The sequence below is a fragment of the Pelistega suis genome (genome assembly GCF_013133795.1).
GTDB lineage: Bacteria > Pseudomonadota > Gammaproteobacteria > Burkholderiales > Burkholderiaceae_B > Taylorella > Taylorella suis.
Window position 1 is genome coordinate 46,702 of record NZ_JABGBN010000002.1, and the last position, 19,551, is coordinate 66,252.

Genomic DNA, 19,551 nt, shown 5'->3' on the forward strand with positions numbered 1-19,551 from the left:
ACGTAGCAAGTACGAAACTCACACTTTAGTTAATTGACGCGTAATGAGATACTTAATCGGTGGGAAATTATTACTAAAGCGCATCACAGCAGAACGCAGTAGTTTCGCTGGAGGATGTTCTGTAGTAAAGAGCTTGACCACAAAATTCGTACCATGATAAATCGTGCGAGTGCTGAGCATATGCTTGCGTTCATACTTATTTAACAAACTTGGTGAGGCAATATCTTGATGAGCTGCCGCTGCCTCAGCAATTAAGCCACCCAAAATCATACCGCTCTGTAAACCGAGGTTGTAGCCTTGTGCTGTCACAGGGTGCATACCGACAGCCGCATCCCCAATAACAGCACAGGATAAACCGTAGAAGCGTTTTGCGTGTACACCAACAAGAGGGTAGCTCACCATCTTTTCTTCTAAAGTCATATCGCCTAGCTTATGCTCAAGTTGCGTCATAATACTTTGTGCTAATTGCTCTGGACTTAAGTCTGTAATCTCATGTGAGCGATGTGTATCAATGGTGACAACACAGCTACTTAAGTGCTCTTCAAGAGGGAGGATAGCCAAGGTGCGACCATAGTGAAAGCACTCAATAGCAGTATGCTCATTAGATTTAGTATGACGCATACGGAAAACATGGACAGTACGCCCAAAATCGTTCATTTCTGCACCAATACCCATTTGACGGCGCGTATTTGAAAAACGACTATCCGCAGCAATGACAAGACGAGCAGAAACCTTTTTACCATTATCCAGTAAAACGGTTGCTCCCTGAGCTGATAAGTTCACGTCTTTAACGCCTACACCGTAGCGAATAGTGAGGTTTTTTTGACCTTTTACTGCCTCATAAGTCGCTTGTCGGATACGATAGTTAGGTACAAGAAAACCTAGACCTTCACCAGGGATACGTGGTTTGCTATCTTCAAAATGAAGTTGATAGTCTGATGTGCCATTAAAGACTTTCGCATCTTTTAATAGATAAATCTCATTAGGAGGGAGGTTTTGCCAGATACCGAGTTCCTGCATAGATTGACGCGAGGCATGCGTGAGTGCAATTTCTCGACCATCAAAAGAGGGCTGTGTCACACTTTCTTCGGATTGCTTTTCTAGAACCAAGATGGATACAGGGCTTTGTGCAAGGGTACGACAAAAACCAAGTCCAGCTGGACCAGCACCTACCACAATAATATCGGCATCAAAAGACATGATAACTTCCTAAAGAACGGCTGAAAAACGTACAATAGTAGCTATTGTAACAAAAACCGAGAGAGCTATGCTAATTGATACCCATTGCCATTTAGATGCGCCTGAATTTAATCAGGATAGAGAGTCTGTCATTGAACGAAGTTTAGCTAATGGTGTTACAGGTATTGTGATTCCTGCGGTGATGAAACAAAATCTAGATACGGTTAAGCAATTAGCACATCAATTTGATGGGGGATATTATGCTTTAGGCATTCATCCTATGTATGTACGTTATGCGAAAGATGAGGATTTAGCCGATGTGGAAAGCGCTATTCAAGTGGCGTTAAAAGAGGATGATCGGCGTTTAGTCGCGATAGGAGAAATAGGCTTAGATTTTTTTATTCCTGAAATAAAGGAAGGGAAGGAAAGAGTGCGACAAGAGTTCTTTTATCGTGAACAATTAAAAATGGCGAAAAAATATGACCTCCCAGTATTGCTTCATGTTCGTCGTTCACAAGATACGCTATTAAAGCACTTACGTCAAATTCAAGTGCCGGGGGGTATTGCACATGCATTTAATGGTAGTGAACAGCAAGCAAAAGCTTTTATTGATTTAGGCTTTTGTTTGGGGTTTGGCGGGACAATTACATTTACACGCTCTTTGCAAATTCGCCGTATTGCAACAGGGATTGATTTAAATAGTATTGTTATAGAAACGGATGCACCAGATATCCCACCTGCATGGCTTAGGGAAGAAAAGCCTCGCAATAGCCCAGAATTTTTACCGCAAATAGCACAGGTGTTGGCCGATTTACGAGGTGTGACGTTGGAGGAGTTAGCGTATAGGACGACAGAGAATACGTATCGTGTATTACCTAGAATGCGTCCAATACAATAAGTACAATAGTTTATATTTAAAAAGAAGTAAATCGTATGACTGCTATGGATTAAAAATGTCTATACGCACGATGTCATAGACTAGGATAGAAAAGTCCTAGTCTTTCTTTTTGCCTATCTTGAGCCAGTAAGATAAGCCTTATGATTAAATCTGAAGGAAGTTATCGGTGATGTGGCTCTGTGTTGGTTTATTAACAGGCTTTTTTTTATTGCAGCAACTCGCTGTTTTACCTGATGTGCAATGGCTATTAGTAGCAATCATTGTTATAGCGGTAACTTTATTAAAAATAGTTGGTCTATGGCGATGTATCGGGTTATTTTTGCTTGGTTTTTGCTTGTCGCTAGGTTATGGGACATATCATGCGAAACAGAGATTAGCAGACTACCTAAGTGAGCAGCATGAGGGTAAAGTTAGTTCTGTCGTTGTACGAGTGCAGCAGTTAGCGATATACCGTGACAATACGATCCAATTTGATGTAGAGGTATTGGATAAGGGAAGTATTAAAGAGGGAATTCCTTCCCATATACGAGTGTATTGGTCACAGGGAGAGCATTTTTCTCTTTATAAGAGGGAGCACATCGATAATATGCCAGAGGTGCGTCCCGGACAGGTATGGGAGATGTCCTTAAAACTTTCTCGTCCTAATACCTTAATGAATCCAGGTGGTTTTGATAATGAAAGTTACCTTTTTCGAGAAAATATCCGTGCAATAGGGAATGTGATAGGCACGCCGGTTTTAAAAGAGCAAGAGCAACATACTTTACAGAGCTATATTCAAGCATGGCGACATGATATACGTAAAAATTTACATACCTATTGGGGGGATAAGCGTTATGGTGCCGTGCTGATTGCCTTAGTGATTGGGGATCAACAGGGGATTTCGACACAAGATTGGTTATTATTTAACCGTTCAGGAATGACGCATCTGGTCTCTATTAGTGGTTCACATATTACGATGTTATCGGGATTAGTGACTTTATTAAGTTTATGGGGATTAAAAAGATGTTCTTGGCAGGGTAGTCTATTAGCTAATCATTATGATATTAGCGCTTTCGCTTATAGTTTTGGTATCGTTATCGCCCTGTTGTATTGCCTATTGGCTGGTTGGGGTATTCCTGCTCAGCGAACTTTTTTGATGTTGCTATTAGGTTATATCTTTTATCTACTACAACGACCACTCTCACTTTCTCAACTATTTATTATTACGGCGATTATTGTATTAATCTTAGATCCATGGGCGATTTTATCGACAGGGTTTTATTTGTCCTTTGCAGCAGTAGCCGTATTACATATTCTTCTTAATCGTTTACGTCAAAGACAGCGTTATCCTAAGCAAGAACATAGAGTTTTATATTGGCAAATGCTAAAAGATTGGGCAATTGTACAAGGTGTTATTACCTTAGCATTGGCACCTTTTTTGATGTATTTTTTTAATCAGATTTCATTCATATCACCGATAGTAAATGCCTATGCTGTAGTATCGGTAGGGCTGATTATTACACCCATGGCGTTGTTATTTGCATTGCTTAGCGTTTTTTTTGAGCCTAATACGTGGTTGCATCATCTGGCCTTGATTAATCATCAATTATTATCATGGGTGATGGAATTGACACAGTATCTTGCTCAATTGCCTTGGGCAAGTTTAGACGTCAGTATCATACCGATGTGGATGAGAGTTTTGTGTGGATTAGGTATCTTCATACTGTTATTACCCAGAGGAATTCCTTATCGTTACTTGGCACTAATATTTGTTGTTCCTGCCTTCTTTTTTTCACAACATCATCTACGAGAAGGGGAGTGGCAAGCCTTGTTTTTTGATATTGGACAAGCAGGTGCTGTGTTACTGAAAACAAAAAATCACACCTTATTATTCGATACGGGGGTGCGTCGTTCCGCCAATGATGATTCTGGTGGAAGAGTGATTTTACCGACATTGCGTGCTTTAGGTATTAAAGCGATTGATACGTTGGTGGTATCGCATGCGGATATCGATCATAGTGGAGGACTGGCGACTTTAATTCAGTCTATCTGGGTCAAAAAAGCCTATGCATCTTTCCAATTGGATCATTTTTTAGATAGGGAGGAGAGGCTTTTGGATCAAAAGATTGAGAGTTTAAATCCATTATTAAGTTATAAAAGGTGTGCGGAAGGTCAGACATTTGTAGTGGATAATGTTATCTTTCGGTTTTTAAACCCTGTAATAGGTCATATACCGTTGAAGTCCACGAATCATCAAAGCTGTGTTTTGGCCGTTGAAGGTAAATATCATCGTCTATTATTGACGGGAGATATTTTAGCGGAGCAAGAACAACAACTTTATCAATTAACGGCTTTTTCACCACCTTATCAAATTGTCCAAGTACCACATCATGGCTCTAAAAGCTCTTCTAGTCAAGAATTTATTAATGAGGTACAAGCTAAGTATGCAATTGCCCAAACGGCGTATAAGAATCGGTTTAAGCACCCTCATCCTCAGATTAAAGCGCGTTGGCAACAGCAGGGAACGGTATTTCTCAATACAGCAGATACTGGAGCAGTACAGATATCATCAACTATATTGAACTTACACGTAGACCTATTTAGGGAGCAAGAGCGACGGTATTGGCATCGTTAGCTACCAAGGCACTTTATTTTCGAGTATAGTGTACTTATTCAGCTAGAAATTTACCAATAAGAGGAGATAAGGTATGTCGGAACCACGTTTACATTATGTCACTTGTACTAACCCTTATGGCTTACATCGAATGGCTTATTGGGAATGGGGAAATCCAGAAAACGACCGCATTTTATTATGCGTTCATGGTCTCTCGCGTAGTGGACGTGATTTTGATGAGGTTGCGCGTGAAATGAGCAAAACGCACAGAGTCATTTGTCCGGATGTTGTTGGGCGAGGTGCGTCTGACTTTCATGATAATCCCAATTTTTATGCGGTACCTTATTATGTGGCTGATATGATGACATTAATTGCACAGCTCAAGCCCAAAACTTTAGATTATCTAGGTACGTCGATGGGAGGGATTATTGGCATGGTATTGGCGGGTTCTAATGCCTTATTAAAACAAAAAATCCTTAAAAATACCGCACTTCCTGCAGAAACAGGGTTGCCTTTACATCGTATGATTTTGAATGATGTAGGACCGAAGCTAGAACAAGAGGCTTTGATACGCATTGGTGACTATGTGGGGTTACCTACGCGTTTTTCTTCATTAGATGAGGCAATTCAAACACTTAAAGTAAAAGCGGCTTCTTTTGGTCCTATGGCGGATCAACATTGGGAAACCTTTGCTCGAGCAGGACTTAAGCAAGAAGGGCAAGCATGGGTGCATCATTATGATCTTGGTATTGCTAAAGGATTTGTTGATTTGGCTTCGGCTGAGGCTGTTGAAAAATCAGAAAAAGCCTTATGGGCGATGTATAAGTTAATTGATATTCCTACCTTGATTATTCATGGTGAAATATCGGATTTATTAAGTGCAGAGGGTGTAGAGGAAATGTTAGCAGCCAATGCACAAGCAAGTATGGTGCGTATTGCAAAAACAGGTCATGCGCCGGCTTTGTTAGAGGCAGAACAAGTTGCCATTGTTCGTGATTTTTTGATTAAGTAAAGAGTAGATAATATGCTGTATTCTCCAGTCGATCTTCATTGCCACTCCACCAAATCAGACGGTGTTTTTGAACCGAGTGTATTGGCTCAACGTGCTTTTAATAATGGGGTTCGCTTATGGAGTTTAACTGACCATGATGAGGTGAGTGGGCAAGAAGAAGCGATGTCAGTCGCTAAGTCATTAGGCATGGATTATTTGACGGGGATTGAAATCTCTGTAACTTGGGCAGACAGAACTTTGCATATTGTCGGTTTAAACTACGATATCCACAATCCTCAGATGATTGAGGGTTTACAGCGTATTCGTACCGACCGTGTTACGCGAGCCCAAGAAATGGGTGAAAAACTGGCAAAATTTGGTGTGCATGATGCTTATTCGGGTGCACTTGCCTTAGCAGGTAATCCAGATTTATTAAGCAGGACTCATTTCGCTCGCTATATGGTTGAGCAGGGGCATTGTAAGCATATTCAAGAAGTATTTGATCGATATCTTGCTGACGGTAAACCTGCTTATGTACCGGGAGCATGGGCAACACTAGATGAGGCTATGGCGTGGATTCATGGTGCAGGAGGGGCTGCTGTTATCGCTCACCCGGGGCGTTATAAATATTCTAGTGAAGAATTTAAACTATTATTTACTCGCTTTAAAGAACTGGGTGGTGAGGCCATTGAGGTGGTGACTGGTTCACATACACCAGAGCAATATCACCAATATGCCAATGTTGCCAAACATTATGGTTTTAAAGTGTCTTGTGGATCTGATTTTCATGGTCCCACAGAGAGCAAAGTTGACTTAGGTCGTTTACCCGTATTACCCCCGGGACTGACACCTATCTGGCAAGAATGGTATCCTAAGTATACAGTTTAAAAATAGAGTAGATATTTGATAGATAAGTAGTAGCATTATGAGTAAAGCATTTACAAAAGAAACTGACCGTGACGATGATGATGACGTTCAAGAGGCAGAAATTCCGAAAGGTATTAAAAATTATATGACCGTACAAGGTTATCAAGCCTTACGAAAAGAACTTGAGCATTTAGTAAAAGTTGAACGTCCTGATGTGGTATCTGTTGTCGCATGGGCAGCTTCTAACGGTGATCGCTCTGAAAATGGGGATTATCTTTATGGTAAAAAACGATTGCGAGAAATAGATCGACGGATTCGCTTTTTAACCAAACGGTTAGAAATGGCGGAGGTGATTGATCCCGCACTACAACCTAATCGGGATCAAGTGTTCTTTGGTGCTCGTGTCATCTACGAAAACCAAAACGGTGAGGAATTTGATATTACTATTGTCGGTATTGATGAGGCAGACCCATTAAATGGGAAGATCAGTTGGATTTCTCCCGTGGCGAAAGCGCTATTAAAAGCACGAGAGGGTGATAGCGTTCATTTAGTTACCCCTGCAGGTCCACAAGAGCTGATTATTTTAGAAGTCATCTATCCACAAGCAGATTGAATGCTCGTCATGGGAAGACCACACGGAGAGACATTCACTCGTAGCGACATTGGAAACGGCGAAGCACTTTCCGGAGCAAGAGTGAACTGTCTGTAGCGTGGTCTAATCAATATACAAGTTCTGCAGTGAGGTAACTAAGACTGAATTACTGCTCTGTGGATGATATAACTTGTGCTTATTGCCACAAAAGGTTTGCTACACGTTTCCGCGCAGTCGCTCGAACAGAGCCTCGCTGGCGCTCGCCTAACTCACTTTGTGCGTCGAAACGTCTCCGCAAACCACCGTTAAGTGCTTGGGTAAACATTGTACTGCTAACAAGCGGTTATACTCTCTGGCAGACTGGCTTGGATGATGGTGCTAGTTAATGGTCGTCCTTACGGAGAGAACTTGATGTACCGAGCGAGTTTGCAAACGGCGAGCGATAGTGATGCACTTTGCTGTCCGAGCGAATACACAAGTTCTGCAGTGAGGACGATATATAGTGAACTGTCTGTAGTGTGGTCATTAATACACAAGTTCTGCAGTGAGGTAACTAAGACTGAATTACTGCTCTGTGGATGATATAACTTGTGCTTATTGCCACAAAAGGTTCGCTACACGTTTCCGCGCAGTCGCTCGAACAGAGCCTCGCTATTGCTGGCCTAACTCGCTTTATGCATCGAAACGTCTCCGCAAACCTTTAAGTGCTTGAATTAACATCTTAGTGCTAATAAGTAGCTATGCTCTCCGGCAGACTGGCTTGGATGGTAGTGCTAGTTAATGGTCGTCCTCACGGAGAGAACTTGATGTACCGAGCGAGTTTGCAAACGGCGAGCGATAGCGATGCACTTTGCTGTCCGAGCGAATACACAATGTTCTGCAGTGAGGACGATATATAGTGAACTGTCTACAGTATGGGATAGAGATACTTACCGCTCAAAGTGAGTCAAACTAAAACTTGCGTGCCCATCTTCAGCAAGATGCTCACATAAATACGGCATGACTGTTTGTAACGCAGGATAAAGCGTGTAAGGAGGATTGATGATAAACATACCGCTACCGTGCATACCATAACCGTCCTTGCTAGGTTTTTTAATTGTCAGAGAAGCATTTACCCACTCAATATTAGACAATTTTTCTAACTGATGAATCATCTCAAACACCTCTTTGCGTTGCACAAGAGGATACCAGATGAGATAGCAACCTGTTTGAAAACGCTCTAAAGCCTCTTTCATTGTTTTGACAAGTTGACGGTAATCCGTTTTATCCTCATAAGAAGGGTCAATGAGAGTGATGGCTCGACGAGTCGGGGGAGGAAGTTGAGATTTTAAATAACTAAATCCATTTTTATTAAAAATGCTTACTTGACGACTGATAGAGCGGTCTTGTTGGTTGATATTGTCTTGCAAAACTTCATATTCGCTTGGGTGCAGTTCAAATAGGCGTAGACGGTCTTTTTCTCGCATATACTCCAATGCAATCCAAGGTGAACCGGGATAAAACTGCAAGTCATCCCCTTGATTTAAATCGCGAATATAATCTACATAGCGTTGTAAGTCGGTAGGAAGATTGGGCAATGACCATAGTCGGGAGATACCTGTTTCGAATTCGGCGTTTTTTTCTGCCCATTCGTCACCTAAGTCATAAATACCAGCACCAGCATGTGTGTCAATAACCCAATAAGGATTTGGTTTACGGTTAAAGTAATCGAGCACATGTAATAGTACCGTATGTTTTAGGACATCGGCGTGGTTGCCTGCATGGAAAGCGTGACGATAACTAAACACAATAAACCTTTATCAATGAAGTGATGGTAAAAATCCCCCCATAAAGACTTATGTAGACATAAGATTTTTAATAGGGGGCATCCATATAAAGTTAATAGAATCTATATGGTCTATACCGCATTATAACGATATTATGCCATTGAGGCAGGTACACGCTCTAATTCATCAGTGAAAATTGCATCGCAGCCCCAAGCTAATAGTTCTTTAGCTCGACGATAGTCATTGACTGTCCATGCACAAATCTTATAACCATCTTTGTGGATAGTTTTAATGACTTTTTCTGTTAAGGTGCTTTCACGAGGATTGATAGCGATACAGTTTAGTTTTTTAAGGATTTTTTTAGCTTCAGCATTGTATTCTTCGCATAAGAATGCGCGAGGAAGCTCTGGAGCCGCTTTATAGGCTGCTTCTAAAGCCTCTGCAGAAAACGAAGACAGTAATGGGGGAATCGCTGAGTTTTTAAACCATTGTGCAGCAGCCTCGGCAACAAGTTTTCCTGTGATTTTCTCACGGCCTGGGCAAGGTTTGATTTCGATGTTGCAAATCATATCGTTTTCTAAGGCAAAGCGAACAATACTTTCTAGCTTAGGTAGTGGTTCGCCAGCATAGTAAGCAGAATGCCATTCACCCATATCAAGTTCTAATAGCTCCGCATATGTTTTTTCTGCTGCCAGTCCTTTGCCATTAGACGTACGTTTAACGTCATCATCATGTAAAAGGATTAATACATTGTCTTTACTTAACTTGGCATCAAACTCGACCATATCAAAACCGTAATCTAGACCACAACGCATAGCAGCAAGCGTATTTTCTGGGGCAAAACTACCACCACCACGATGTGCAATCAAACGAGGGTAAGGCCATTTTTTAGACATTTTGAAAATCCTGTAAAAAATAAAAAGATAAGCGTATTGCAGAGAGAATGTTTCTGAAAACGCATGTAATTATTTTAAGAACTCATAAGGCAATTGTGAAGAGGGGGAATAAAATATATTCGGTAATAATCTGTTAAAATAGCCAGTTATTGTTGGGCAATTGTGCCTATTTTTTTGACGTATTCTAAAGAGAAATTACTATGTTAGAGTTTTTCCGTCGTCACTCAAAGATTATGATGATTTTAATGTTTGTGGTGACACTTCCTTCCTTTGTGTTTTTTGGTGTTGCTGATTACCAGAGCTTTACGACGAATGAAGTACGCCTAGTAAACATCAATGAGCAAAAAATCACACAAAGTGATTTTAATCAGTCATGGACTCAGCGTCTCAATGAGTTACGTAATTCTCAGGGTGCAGAGTTTGATTTGTCGAAAGTGGATACAGCAGAAGGGAGAGAAGCGTGGTTAGAGTCTCTTATTAATAATGCGGTTACACAAGAAGTGGCTCAAAAGGACAATTTCTCTGCTTCAGATGCTATGGTACGTTTTGCATTAGCCCAAACACCTGATTTTTTGGAGGATGGCAAATTCTCTATGCAAGCCTATAATCGTTATTTAACGAGTATCGGTGCGAATAGTCAGCAATATGAGGCGAGTGTGCGTGCTTACGAGGGGCTTCGTTTGGTAGCATCTCCCGTATTAGAGTCTGTTGTTGTGCCAAGTAATACGGTTGCTCAATTAGGAGCAGCGATGACAGAAGAGCGTACAGTACGCTTGCATGTATTCCAAAATAAGGATTATGCACAATCAGTCAATGTATCTGATGATGACTTAAAAAACTGGTATACGGCTAATGAAAAAAGCTTTGAAGTGCCTACTTATGTAAATCTGGACTATATTATTCTTAATCAAGACGCGGTGATGGCTCAGGTTAAGGCACCATCTGATGCTGAGTTAGAAACTTATTATCAAAGTAATATTGCTCGCTTTTCAACAGCAGAGCGTCGCCATGTACGTCATATTCAATTGGCTGACTTAGCGACGGCAGAGCAGGTCGCTACTAAGGCAGAACAAGACCCAAGCCAATTTGAAGCGTTAGCAAAAGAATACTCGCAAGACGCAGGTACTAAAAATACAGGTGGTGATTTAGGTGTTTTAGCACGTGGTGATATTCCTGATTTAGACGAAGGTGCGTTCTCTTTAGCGAAAGAGGGTATTACAAGTCCAGTCAAAATTGCTAATAACTACCATGTATTCCAAATCGTTAGCATTCAAGCGGGTTCTGTTAAGCCATTTGCCGAAGTAAAAGAAGAGATTAGTAAAGAAGTTCGTCTACAACTAGCCTCTGAGCGTTTTGCAACGATGGCAACGGATTTAACGAATGCTGTTCATGAACAACGTGACTCATTGCAAGGTGTTGCTGATCGGTTAGGCTTACAAGTGCAAACAGTAAATGGTATTACACGCAGTGGTCTATTAAGCAAGGAACAAGTAGGAAATCAGGCTGCAGCGGGTACTGCTCTAGAAAGTATGTTCTCATCTCCCCGAGTGCGTGAGGCTGCCTTTTCTGCGGAGGTATTTGCTCAAGGTCTGAATTCTGGCGTGATTGAAATTTCTCCTTCTGAGCTATTAGCGCTACGAGTCAAAGCTAAAGTAGATGCACATATTCCTAAATTAGAAGAGGTAAAAGCACAAGTGACAGCTAAAGTGATTGATGCCAAAGCAAAAGAGTTAGCTGCCAAGGCAGGCGAGGCAGAGTTGGCAGAAGCACAATTGGATAATTCAACAGCAGGATTTCAAGAAGCGATGCCAGTCAGTCGTATGGCCTCAAACTTGCCAGAAGCTTTGTTAAAAAAAGTGATGTCAGCACCTGTTGATAAATTACCATTTTATGTGGGAGTTGATTTAGATACAGGGTATGTGGTGGCACGTATTGAGTCTGTTAATACAGAAAATGCAGAGTTAAAAAACTTGTTTAATCAATTTCAAGCGCCTGCGTTAGGAACAGTTGTTGCAAATGAGTTAAATAAGGCCTTTGCTCAAAACCTACGTCAAAAAGTAAAATTAGAAATTTTGCCAGCAGCAAAACAAGTTATTGAGGGTGAACAAGCACAATAAATAGTGATGAATAAACCCTTAGTGTGGATATTGAGAAGTTATTAATGCCTCAATATGATAATTTACCCCAAAAGTTAGATACTAACCTTTGGGGTTTTTTATAATTATTAATATAACAAAAAGAAATATAAAAACAATAATATATTATTTTTATAATTAAGAAAGAGTTTATATACTAGTATTCATATGAAATGGAGGGGCGTGATTTATTGGCACGCCATTGTAAAAAGGAAGAGTATATTATGTCAAAATGGTTTGAAAATAATGCGCAGTCAATCGGTCGTACACCACTAGTGAAGTTAAATCGCATTACAGACGGTGCGGGTGCGACAGTGCTAGTTAAAGTCGAAGGTCGTAATCCAGCTTATTCAGTAAAAGACCGTATTGGCGTGGCTATGGTAGAAGATGCGGAACAACGCGGTTTATTAGGTCCAGGCAAAGAGATTGTTGAGCCAACGAGTGGCAATACAGGGATTGCTTTAGCGTATGTAGCTGCCTCTAAGGGTATCCCTATTACATTGACCATGCCAGAAACAATGAGCTTAGAGCGCCGCAAATTATTGGTGGCATTTGGTGCTAAATTAGTATTGACGGAAGGTGCGAAAGGTATGGGTGGTGCTATTGCGAAAGCAGAAGAAATTGCTGCTTCTGACCCGAATAAATATGTGCTTTTACAACAATTTAAAAATCCAGCTAACCCAGCGGTACACGAGCGTACAACAGGTCCTGAAATTTGGGAAGCAACAGAAGGTAAGATTGATGTATTAGTCGCTGGTGTGGGTACGGGTGGTACGATTACAGGAACATCACGTTATATCAAAAAGACACAAGGCAAAGCAATCCAAACGGTTGCGGTAGAACCAAGCGCAAGTCCTGTACTTACACAAAAACGTAATGGTGATGAATTAAAACCGGGTCCTCATAAGATTCAAGGCATTGGTGCTGGTTTTGTGCCTGATGTATTAGATTTATCACTTGTAGATGCGATTGAACAAGTGTCTAATGAAGAGGCGGTAGAGTATGCATTACGTCTGAGCCGTGAAGAGGGTATCTTGTCAGGTATCTCTAGTGGTGCAGCGGCAGCGGCAGCGATACGCGTAGCAAAACGTCCTGAATATGCAGGTAAGGTTATCGTAGCTGTATTACCTGACTCTGGAGAGCGTTATTTAAGCTCAGTATTATTTGAAGGCTTATTTGATGAAAAAGGTATTGCTACGGCTTAACCATAGCATGGCATGACAGATATACCACTAGGGATATTATATTCGTAGGAGTATATCCTTTTAGCTTATTAAGTCACTCGGATATGGGTAGAAACCGTATCCGAGTTTTTTATATAAAGTCCTTTGCGCTACATTCACTTACAGCGAAGAAAGATAAATTCTTGTACAATGTCCACTTCTATTTTTGCTCAAGTATAAACTAAGGTGTTATTTTTTAAAGATATTATTGAGGCAGAGAGCACAGGTTCGTCGACATTAGTATTAACGGGTGACTGGACAGTCACTCACTATGTGGCTATCCAAAAAGCCTTAAAAAATTTAGAGATTCATTCCTCGTTGCTTCAGCTATCACTCAATGATATTCATGAAATTGATACAGCAGGCGTTCTTTTATTGGCAGATAAATTCGGTCAAGAAACCTTACGTAAAGCTTTACAGGATAAAGCGTTAAGTAAAGAGCGCGTAGCGATGATTGAAACAGTGCTAAAGGCACTACCTACGGAAGAAGATCGTACACCGCCTAAAAAAACTTTCTTTTTATGGCGTTTTTTTGGCGATGTTGGTGTTTCGCTAACCTCTCTTTGGACGGAATTACTCCAATGGATGGGGTTTTTCGGAATGGTGATTTTGGCGTTCTTGCGTATGGTGGTGAACCCGTCAAATTGGCGAATGACCTCATTAGTGGCCAATATTGATAGTAGCGGTTTTAAAGCGACGCCAATTGTCATGTTGCTATGCTTTATGGTGGGAGCCGTTGTTGCTTTTTTAGGAGCGACTGTTCTTGAGACCTTTGGAGCACAAGTATTTACTGTGCATTTAGTAACCTATTCCTTTTTGCGAGAATTTGCGATTATTCTTACCGCCATTTTAATTGCAGGTCGTACAGCTAGTGCATATACGGCGCAGTTAGGCTCAATGAAGGTTAATGAGGAAATTGATGCTTTAAAAGCCTCAGGGATAGATCCGTTGGCGACATTAGTCGTACCGAGAGTATTTGCTCTCGTCGTTGCGATGCCTATTTTAACGTTTTTAGGTATGGCGGCAGGTATTGTTGGTGGTATGCTTGTTTGTACCTTGGCTATGGATATTTCGCCTCGTCTCTTTTTTGACATTATGAATGAGTCTATTCACGTTAAGCATTTTCTAGTAGGGATTGGCAAGGCGCCTATTTTTGCTGTGGTGATTGCGATTACAGGCTGTCTAGAAGGATTTAAAGTTTCAGGAAGTGCGGAGTCTGTGGGTGAGCATACGACATCCAGCGTGGTGAAGTGTATTTTCTTAGTGATTTTGCTTGATGCTTTATTTGCAATTTTCTTTATGGAGATGGGATGGTAATGGATAATCAAGCATCTTCAGTAGAACCTATCATTAAAGTACGAGGTTTAGATAATGCTTTTAATGGATTTTATGTTCATCAGAATTTAGATTTGGATGTCTATCCCGGCGATATTCTTGGGGTTGTTGGTGGTTCGGGAACAGGGAAATCAGTATTATTGCGTAGTATCGTTGGCTTGAGAAAGCCGACGGCGGGCTCTGTGGAAGTACTCGGACAGTCTATGCAAGACCTCAATGAAAAAGAGCGTCGAATTTTGGGGCGTAACTTAGGTGTATTATTCCAAGCGGGGGCATTATATTCATCGCTTACCGTATTAGAAAATATTGCTTTTCCCTTAATTGAGCAACTGAAATTGCCGCGTAAAGAAGCAGAGCATATTGCCATGCTTAAGATTTTATTGGTGGGATTGCCTGCGAATGCAGCACCTAAGTATCCTGCTGAGTTATCAGGGGGAATGGTAAAGAGGGCATCGTTGGCACGAGCATTGGCATTAGACCCAAAAATTTTATTTTTGGATGAACCTACGGCAGGTTTAGATCCTATTGGAGCGGCTGCGTTTGATCAGTTAATGCTAACGTTACGTGATGCTTTGGGATTGACTATGTTTTTGATTACGCATGACTTAGATACCTTGTATACAGCATGTAATCGCATTGCGGTTCTATCTAATAAGCGAGTATTAATTAATGACACGATAGAAAATGTCGAAAAAGTGGATAATCCTTGGATTCAAGAGTATTTTAACGGCCCTCGTGGTCGTGCAGCATATAGTGCACATCAAGCACTAGGAGTATAAAAAAGATGGAACCTAAAGCTAGACATATATTGATTGGTGCATTTACAGTCGGCATACTTGCCTTAGCCATGGCATTTGCCTTATGGTTAGCACGATTAGATGTATATAAAAGTTCCCACCGTTATGTTGTACATTTTAAAGAAAGTGTCAATGGCTTATCACGTGGTAGTTCGGTGTTGTTTAGTGGAATTAAAGTGGGGGAAGTTTTGGAGCTAAGTCTTGCAGATGAAGATCCTCGTCATGTGTATGCTTTAATTACCGTTGATAGCAAAGTACCAGTCTACGAAGACGTTAAAGCACGTTTACAATTTATGGGTGTAACGGGGCAGTCAGTGATTTCTTTAAGAAGTGGTGCTCCACATCAAGCGCTGTTAGCGGAAATTGGAAATTTTGATAAAACATATGGTGTGCCCATTATTAGTGCTGTTCCATCGCCGTTAAGTGCCTTGCTCGAGGACGGTCAAAGCGTTGTATCGAATTTGACAGAGATTAGTTATAGTTTAAAAAATCTTTTCTCGGATAAAAATATTAAATCGCTGGGTAGTATTCTAAGTAATGTTGATGGCGTGACATCAGCAGTTTCGGATCAACAGACTATAAAAGAAATGATGTCTCGTACGAATACGGTATTGGCCGATTTAGGTAAGGCTATCAAGGAATATGACAAACTCGCAGTGAATGCTAATACGATGTTGACAAAAGAAGGGCAACAAGCTTTAGCAAGCGCCACACAAGCGATGCGTAATTTAGAGCGTACAGGGACAACTATTCAAAGGCTAGTGACGAATAACGAAGGAAACATTAATCAGGGTCTGCAGGGCTTTAGAGAGTTAACCCCAGCGATTATTGAGTTTAAACGTGCGTTTGGTACGCTACAAAATATTTTGCGTGAAATGGAAGATAGACCGGCAGGTTATTTTATTGACGGCAATTCACTAAAAGGATTTAAACCATGAGACGAGTAAAGTTAAGTGTTATTGTTGGCACATTAGGCATGTTATTAAGTGCTTGTAGTATTTTGCCTAATAATCCTCCTTTGGAAACTTATCGTTTGGCTCCAAGTCAGGTACAGGTACAGGTGCGTCCTAGCAAATTGAGTCTTTCTATTCCGGAGCCTTATGCCAATAGAGTGATTGCTCATCAACGATTAGCAGTCATTACGGACAATAATGAAGTATTAGCTTACGATGGTGTACGATGGGAAGATGTCGCACATAAAGTGTTTCGAAATCGCTTAGTAGAAGACTTTCAGCGAGCTAATAGTTATAAAACGATTTTAATCAATGATGAACAAATTAATGTGGATCGCTCTTTACGTTTAGATGTGCAAGCATATCAATTGCAATATAAACAAGGGAGACCGTCTGTGGTAATCGCCGTTAATGCGACCTTGGTGAATCGACGTACAGGAGATGTCATCGCTTCTCGTCATTTTCATGCAGAGCAAGAAACCGATTCTGCACAATTATCCGCTATTTTACCGGTATTTTCACAATTAAATGATCAGGTGAATACAGCGCTGATTCAATGGACAAGAGGGCAAGATAAATAATGAAAGTGGTCATTCAAAAAGTCGCACAAGCCTCAGTCACCGTAGATAAAGAGATAGTGGGAGCTATTGAAGACGGCTTGTTGCTATTAGTGGGGGTGGGGCATGAAGATGGGGTAGAGGACATTGAATATCTGGTTCGTAAAATTACCCAAATGCGAATTTTTGAAGATGATCAAGGTGTGATGAATTTATCTGTCTTGGATAAAAAAGCCGAGGTATTGTGTGTGAGTCAATTTACTTTATTAGCCTCAACAAAAAAGGGTAATCGTCCATCTTATAGTCAAGCAGCACGTCCAGAAATCGCTTTGCCATTATTTAACCAGTTTGTCGAGGCGATGAGTTGTAGCTTAGGTAAACCTGTTCCTACAGGAGTATTTGGGGCACATATGGAGGTTGCCTTGGTAAATAATGGACCTATCACTATTTTATTAGATAGCAAGTCCCCTAATTAATATGACATCTTATCTTTTCATCGAGGGTGAGCGTTTAGCATGGCAGTCAGAGAGTCAAGCTAAAGTCCCTAAAAACTGTATTTATGTTGATGATACTTTGCGAGCTGATGAGGCACTGCGTTTGGCTCGTGCAGGTACGGCGATGTTGTGGCAAGGGGATTTTCAAAATGCTAAGCAATTATTAGCAGCGATGGCTCGTAAAATTGATAGCAAGAAGCCTAAGATAGCACCAACGGCAAAAGAACAATTTCATTTATACCGTTTGGCGCAAGCACAAAAAGCACAAATTCTAGGGATGTTATTAATTCGAATAGAATCGGATTTTACCGTCGTGTTGAAACGTGCTCCTGATATTCGCCTGGCCGCACAGCAGGTATGGCATTGGCAAGAACCTTTTGTGGTATCTTTGCGAGAGCTGTTGGGAATTATTGGGGCTTATGAGTGGCGTAAGAATGGAGTCTCTGTTCCCGCCTTAGGAGATAAGGCTAAAATCTATCCTTATTATGGTGTATTTTCACCGATTCGTGGTGAATACCTTGATTTAGTAGCGACTACGCCTTTACCAGCTACTTGTTGTCAAGCCATGGAAATCGGTGTAGGGACGGGGGTGTTGTCAGCCATATTAGCTAAGCGAGGCGTTGAGTTAGTGATAGCTACGGATATTGCTGATCGAGCGATTGAGTGTGCAAGGTTTAATATCGCGCAACTAGGGTATGCTGATAAGGTACGCATTCTAAAACAGGCTTTTTTTCCTCAAGAGAGCGTTGATTTAATCGTATGTAATCCGCCATGGCTGCCCGCCAAAGCAAGTACGAGTTTGGAAGCGGCAGTTTATGATCCGGATAGTCAGATGTTAAAAGGCTTTTTAAGTGGAGTAGCTAACCATTTAAATTCTGATGGGCAAGCGTGGTTAATTATTTCTGATCTGGCTGAGCGTCTAGGATTGCGAGCTGAGGGGGAGCTGTTAGGGTGGATTGAGGCGGCTGGTCTATCGCTTGCTGCACGCTATGATACGCGCCCTAAACATAAAAAAGCACAGGAAAGTATGGATCCTTTGAGTCAAGCAAGGCGCGAGGAGGTGACCAGTCTTTGGGTACTAAAAAAATACCAGCCGAAGGCTGGTATTTGCGAGTAGAGTAAGACGGCTAGTCACTCACCGTTGTAAGCAATTATTGACAGCTAAACGTCATAAAGTAGCTATCGTCTGGAGAGCCCGAGCCTGTAGGTGATAGCTGCTGTACATTTGCGACTTTTTGAGGAGCACACATTTGTTCTGCTGTTCCCATACAACCTTCCCAATTAGGCGCACTATTGGCATTTGGGGAGCACTTTAGACCATAGCTATTACGGTTGCTTAAATCAATTTTGCCAGTAGATGAACATGCAGCAAGCAAAGCTGTCAAAGAAATAATGATAAGTTTTTTCATAGTTCACATGCTTTAAAAAGTAATGTTGATGCTTAGTATTATAAACAAAGCTTTTTCCAAACGGCACAAAATTGAAATGGTTTGATGAATTCACTATTTTATGGATAAGTTCATGCACTTTTTTAAGGTGTGTAATCTAATGAATTATCTAAGCTACTAGGTATATTCACAAAGAGAAGGCAATTTGTTACGATAATAGAAGAAATAATTCGTCAAGGAGTATAACAATGAAAAAAACATTAGTGAGTTTATTAATCGCACTCAGCGCAGGCACTGCTGCTATGGCTCAGAGTCAGGATGTTGATAATCGTCCAGCTCGCCAAAAAGCACAAGATGTCTATGTTGAACCGACATTGCGAGTGAAGTCTACAATGACAACGACAGTCGTAGATCCAGTAACGTCTGAACGAAAAGTGATTGAACAGAAAGAAAGTACTAAGGTCTATGATCATGGTGGTCAAGTGATTCAAAGTGATGAGCAAGCGCAACAAGTCACCCAGCCTGTCGCTAATCCTCAAGTAGCTACGCCAACGACGACAGCGACGCCAGCGGTAAAGGCAGCCCCAGTTCAGCAAAAAGTGATTAAAAAAGAAATTACCGATATGAGTCGTCCTAAGCCATAAGTAGTGACATAGACTGTTGTAAATAATAATCAACCGAGACGGTAAAACGTCTCGGTTTTTTCTTGTTGATGACAATTTTTTTAGTGGTTTTCCCTAGGTTTAAGGGTTTTATTTAAAAATAATTAACAGTTTTTTATAAATTTGCTTATAATCCAATCCGATGTCCTGTATTGTAGGGTTAACTGAGTTAACCTTTTGATTTTTTTGTTGTTTGAGTTCAGCTTTTTGAGGAAAAAAAGGAGA

The 19,551-nt window shown here is 41.0% G+C and carries 18 protein-coding genes; 14 read left to right on the forward strand and 4 right to left on the reverse strand.

Annotation, left to right across the window (positions count from 1 at the left end):
• Positions 1–18: 18 nt before the first annotated feature.
• Positions 19–1,200, reverse strand: a complete 1,182-nt coding sequence (gene ubiM, locus HKX39_RS03520) for a 5-demethoxyubiquinol-8 5-hydroxylase UbiM (RefSeq protein ID WP_171679941.1) — start codon at positions 1,198–1,200, stop codon at positions 19–21.
• 67 nt (positions 1,201–1,267) lie between these two features.
• On the opposite strand from ubiM, the gene HKX39_RS03525 reads away from it, so the two are divergent.
• The 5 genes from HKX39_RS03525 to greB all read left to right on the forward strand — a co-directional run bounded on the left by HKX39_RS03525 (position 1,268) and on the right by greB (position 7,141).
• Positions 1,268–2,077 (forward strand): TatD family hydrolase, encoded by an 810-nt coding sequence (locus tag HKX39_RS03525; protein ID WP_171679942.1) that lies wholly within the window; start codon positions 1,268–1,270, stop codon positions 2,075–2,077.
• A gap of 169 nt (positions 2,078–2,246) precedes the next feature.
• Positions 2,247–4,691 (forward strand): DNA internalization-related competence protein ComEC/Rec2, encoded by a 2,445-nt coding sequence (locus HKX39_RS03530; RefSeq protein WP_246226046.1) that lies wholly within the window; start codon positions 2,247–2,249, stop codon positions 4,689–4,691.
• A 73-nt stretch (positions 4,692–4,764) separates the two neighbouring features.
• Positions 4,765–5,682, forward strand: coding sequence for an alpha/beta fold hydrolase (locus tag HKX39_RS03535; protein WP_171679944.1), 918 nt, complete (start codon positions 4,765–4,767; stop codon positions 5,680–5,682).
• Between the two features lie 12 nt (positions 5,683–5,694).
• Positions 5,695–6,549, forward strand: a complete 855-nt coding sequence (locus HKX39_RS03540; RefSeq protein WP_171679945.1) for a PHP domain-containing protein — start codon at positions 5,695–5,697, stop codon at positions 6,547–6,549.
• A gap of 37 nt (positions 6,550–6,586) precedes the next feature.
• The gene (greB, locus tag HKX39_RS03545; protein WP_171679946.1) at positions 6,587–7,141 is read left to right on the forward strand and encodes a transcription elongation factor GreB; all 555 of its coding nucleotides are present in this window, start codon (positions 6,587–6,589) and stop codon (positions 7,139–7,141) included.
• Positions 7,142–8,049: 908 nt separating this feature from the next.
• Here greB and HKX39_RS03550 read toward each other — a convergent pair.
• Positions 8,050–8,907, reverse strand: a complete 858-nt coding sequence (locus tag HKX39_RS03550) for a 23S rRNA (adenine(2030)-N(6))-methyltransferase RlmJ (RefSeq protein WP_171679947.1) — start codon at positions 8,905–8,907, stop codon at positions 8,050–8,052.
• 131 nt (positions 8,908–9,038) lie between these two features.
• Positions 9,039–9,782: a glycerophosphodiester phosphodiesterase gene (gene ugpQ / locus HKX39_RS03555; RefSeq protein WP_171679948.1), complete on the reverse strand. Its 744-nt coding sequence runs from the start codon at positions 9,780–9,782 to the stop codon at positions 9,039–9,041.
• A gap of 200 nt (positions 9,783–9,982) precedes the next feature.
• On the opposite strand from ugpQ, the gene HKX39_RS03560 reads away from it, so the two are divergent.
• The 8 genes from HKX39_RS03560 to HKX39_RS03595 all read left to right on the forward strand — a co-directional run bounded on the left by HKX39_RS03560 (position 9,983) and on the right by HKX39_RS03595 (position 18,393).
• On the forward strand, positions 9,983–11,899 hold the full coding sequence (locus HKX39_RS03560) for a SurA N-terminal domain-containing protein (protein ID WP_171679949.1): 1,917 nt from the start codon (positions 9,983–9,985) through the stop codon (positions 11,897–11,899).
• Between the two features lie 242 nt (positions 11,900–12,141).
• Entirely contained in the window at positions 12,142–13,122 is a 981-nt protein-coding gene (cysK, locus tag HKX39_RS03565; RefSeq protein WP_171679950.1) for a cysteine synthase A, read from the forward strand.
• A 204-nt stretch (positions 13,123–13,326) separates the two neighbouring features.
• Complete coding sequence (locus tag HKX39_RS03570; RefSeq protein WP_171679951.1) at positions 13,327–14,457, forward strand: MlaE family lipid ABC transporter permease subunit; 1,131 nt, start codon at positions 13,327–13,329, stop codon at positions 14,455–14,457.
• Positions 14,451–15,254 carry an ABC transporter ATP-binding protein gene (locus HKX39_RS03575; protein ID WP_246226017.1) on the forward strand — a complete coding sequence of 268 codons (804 nt, stop codon included), beginning with the start codon at positions 14,451–14,453 and terminating at the stop codon, positions 15,252–15,254. Before HKX39_RS03570 ends, HKX39_RS03575 begins: the two co-directional genes overlap by 7 nt.
• 5 nt (positions 15,255–15,259) lie before the next feature.
• Complete coding sequence (locus HKX39_RS03580; RefSeq protein WP_171679952.1) at positions 15,260–16,210, forward strand: MlaD family protein; 951 nt, start codon at positions 15,260–15,262, stop codon at positions 16,208–16,210.
• Complete coding sequence (locus tag HKX39_RS03585; RefSeq protein WP_171679953.1) at positions 16,207–16,806, forward strand: ABC-type transport auxiliary lipoprotein family protein; 600 nt, start codon at positions 16,207–16,209, stop codon at positions 16,804–16,806. The genes HKX39_RS03580 and HKX39_RS03585 overlap by 4 nt, the downstream gene beginning before the upstream one ends.
• Positions 16,806–17,258, forward strand: a complete 453-nt coding sequence (gene dtd, locus HKX39_RS03590; protein WP_171679954.1) for a D-aminoacyl-tRNA deacylase — start codon at positions 16,806–16,808, stop codon at positions 17,256–17,258. The genes HKX39_RS03585 and dtd overlap by 1 nt, the downstream gene beginning before the upstream one ends.
• A 1-nt stretch (position 17,259) precedes the next feature.
• On the forward strand, positions 17,260–18,393 hold the full coding sequence (locus HKX39_RS03595) for a methyltransferase (protein ID WP_171679955.1): 1,134 nt from the start codon (positions 17,260–17,262) through the stop codon (positions 18,391–18,393).
• 34 nt (positions 18,394–18,427) lie between these two features.
• Here HKX39_RS03595 and HKX39_RS03600 read toward each other — a convergent pair whose 3' ends face one another.
• Positions 18,428–18,685, reverse strand: coding sequence for a hypothetical protein (locus HKX39_RS03600; protein ID WP_171679956.1), 258 nt, complete (start codon positions 18,683–18,685; stop codon positions 18,428–18,430).
• A gap of 227 nt (positions 18,686–18,912) precedes the next feature.
• Here HKX39_RS03600 and HKX39_RS03605 point away from each other — a divergent pair, with 227 nt between their 5' ends.
• Complete coding sequence (locus HKX39_RS03605; protein ID WP_171679957.1) at positions 18,913–19,308, forward strand: hypothetical protein; 396 nt, start codon at positions 18,913–18,915, stop codon at positions 19,306–19,308.
• Positions 19,309–19,551: the final 243 nt, after the last annotated feature.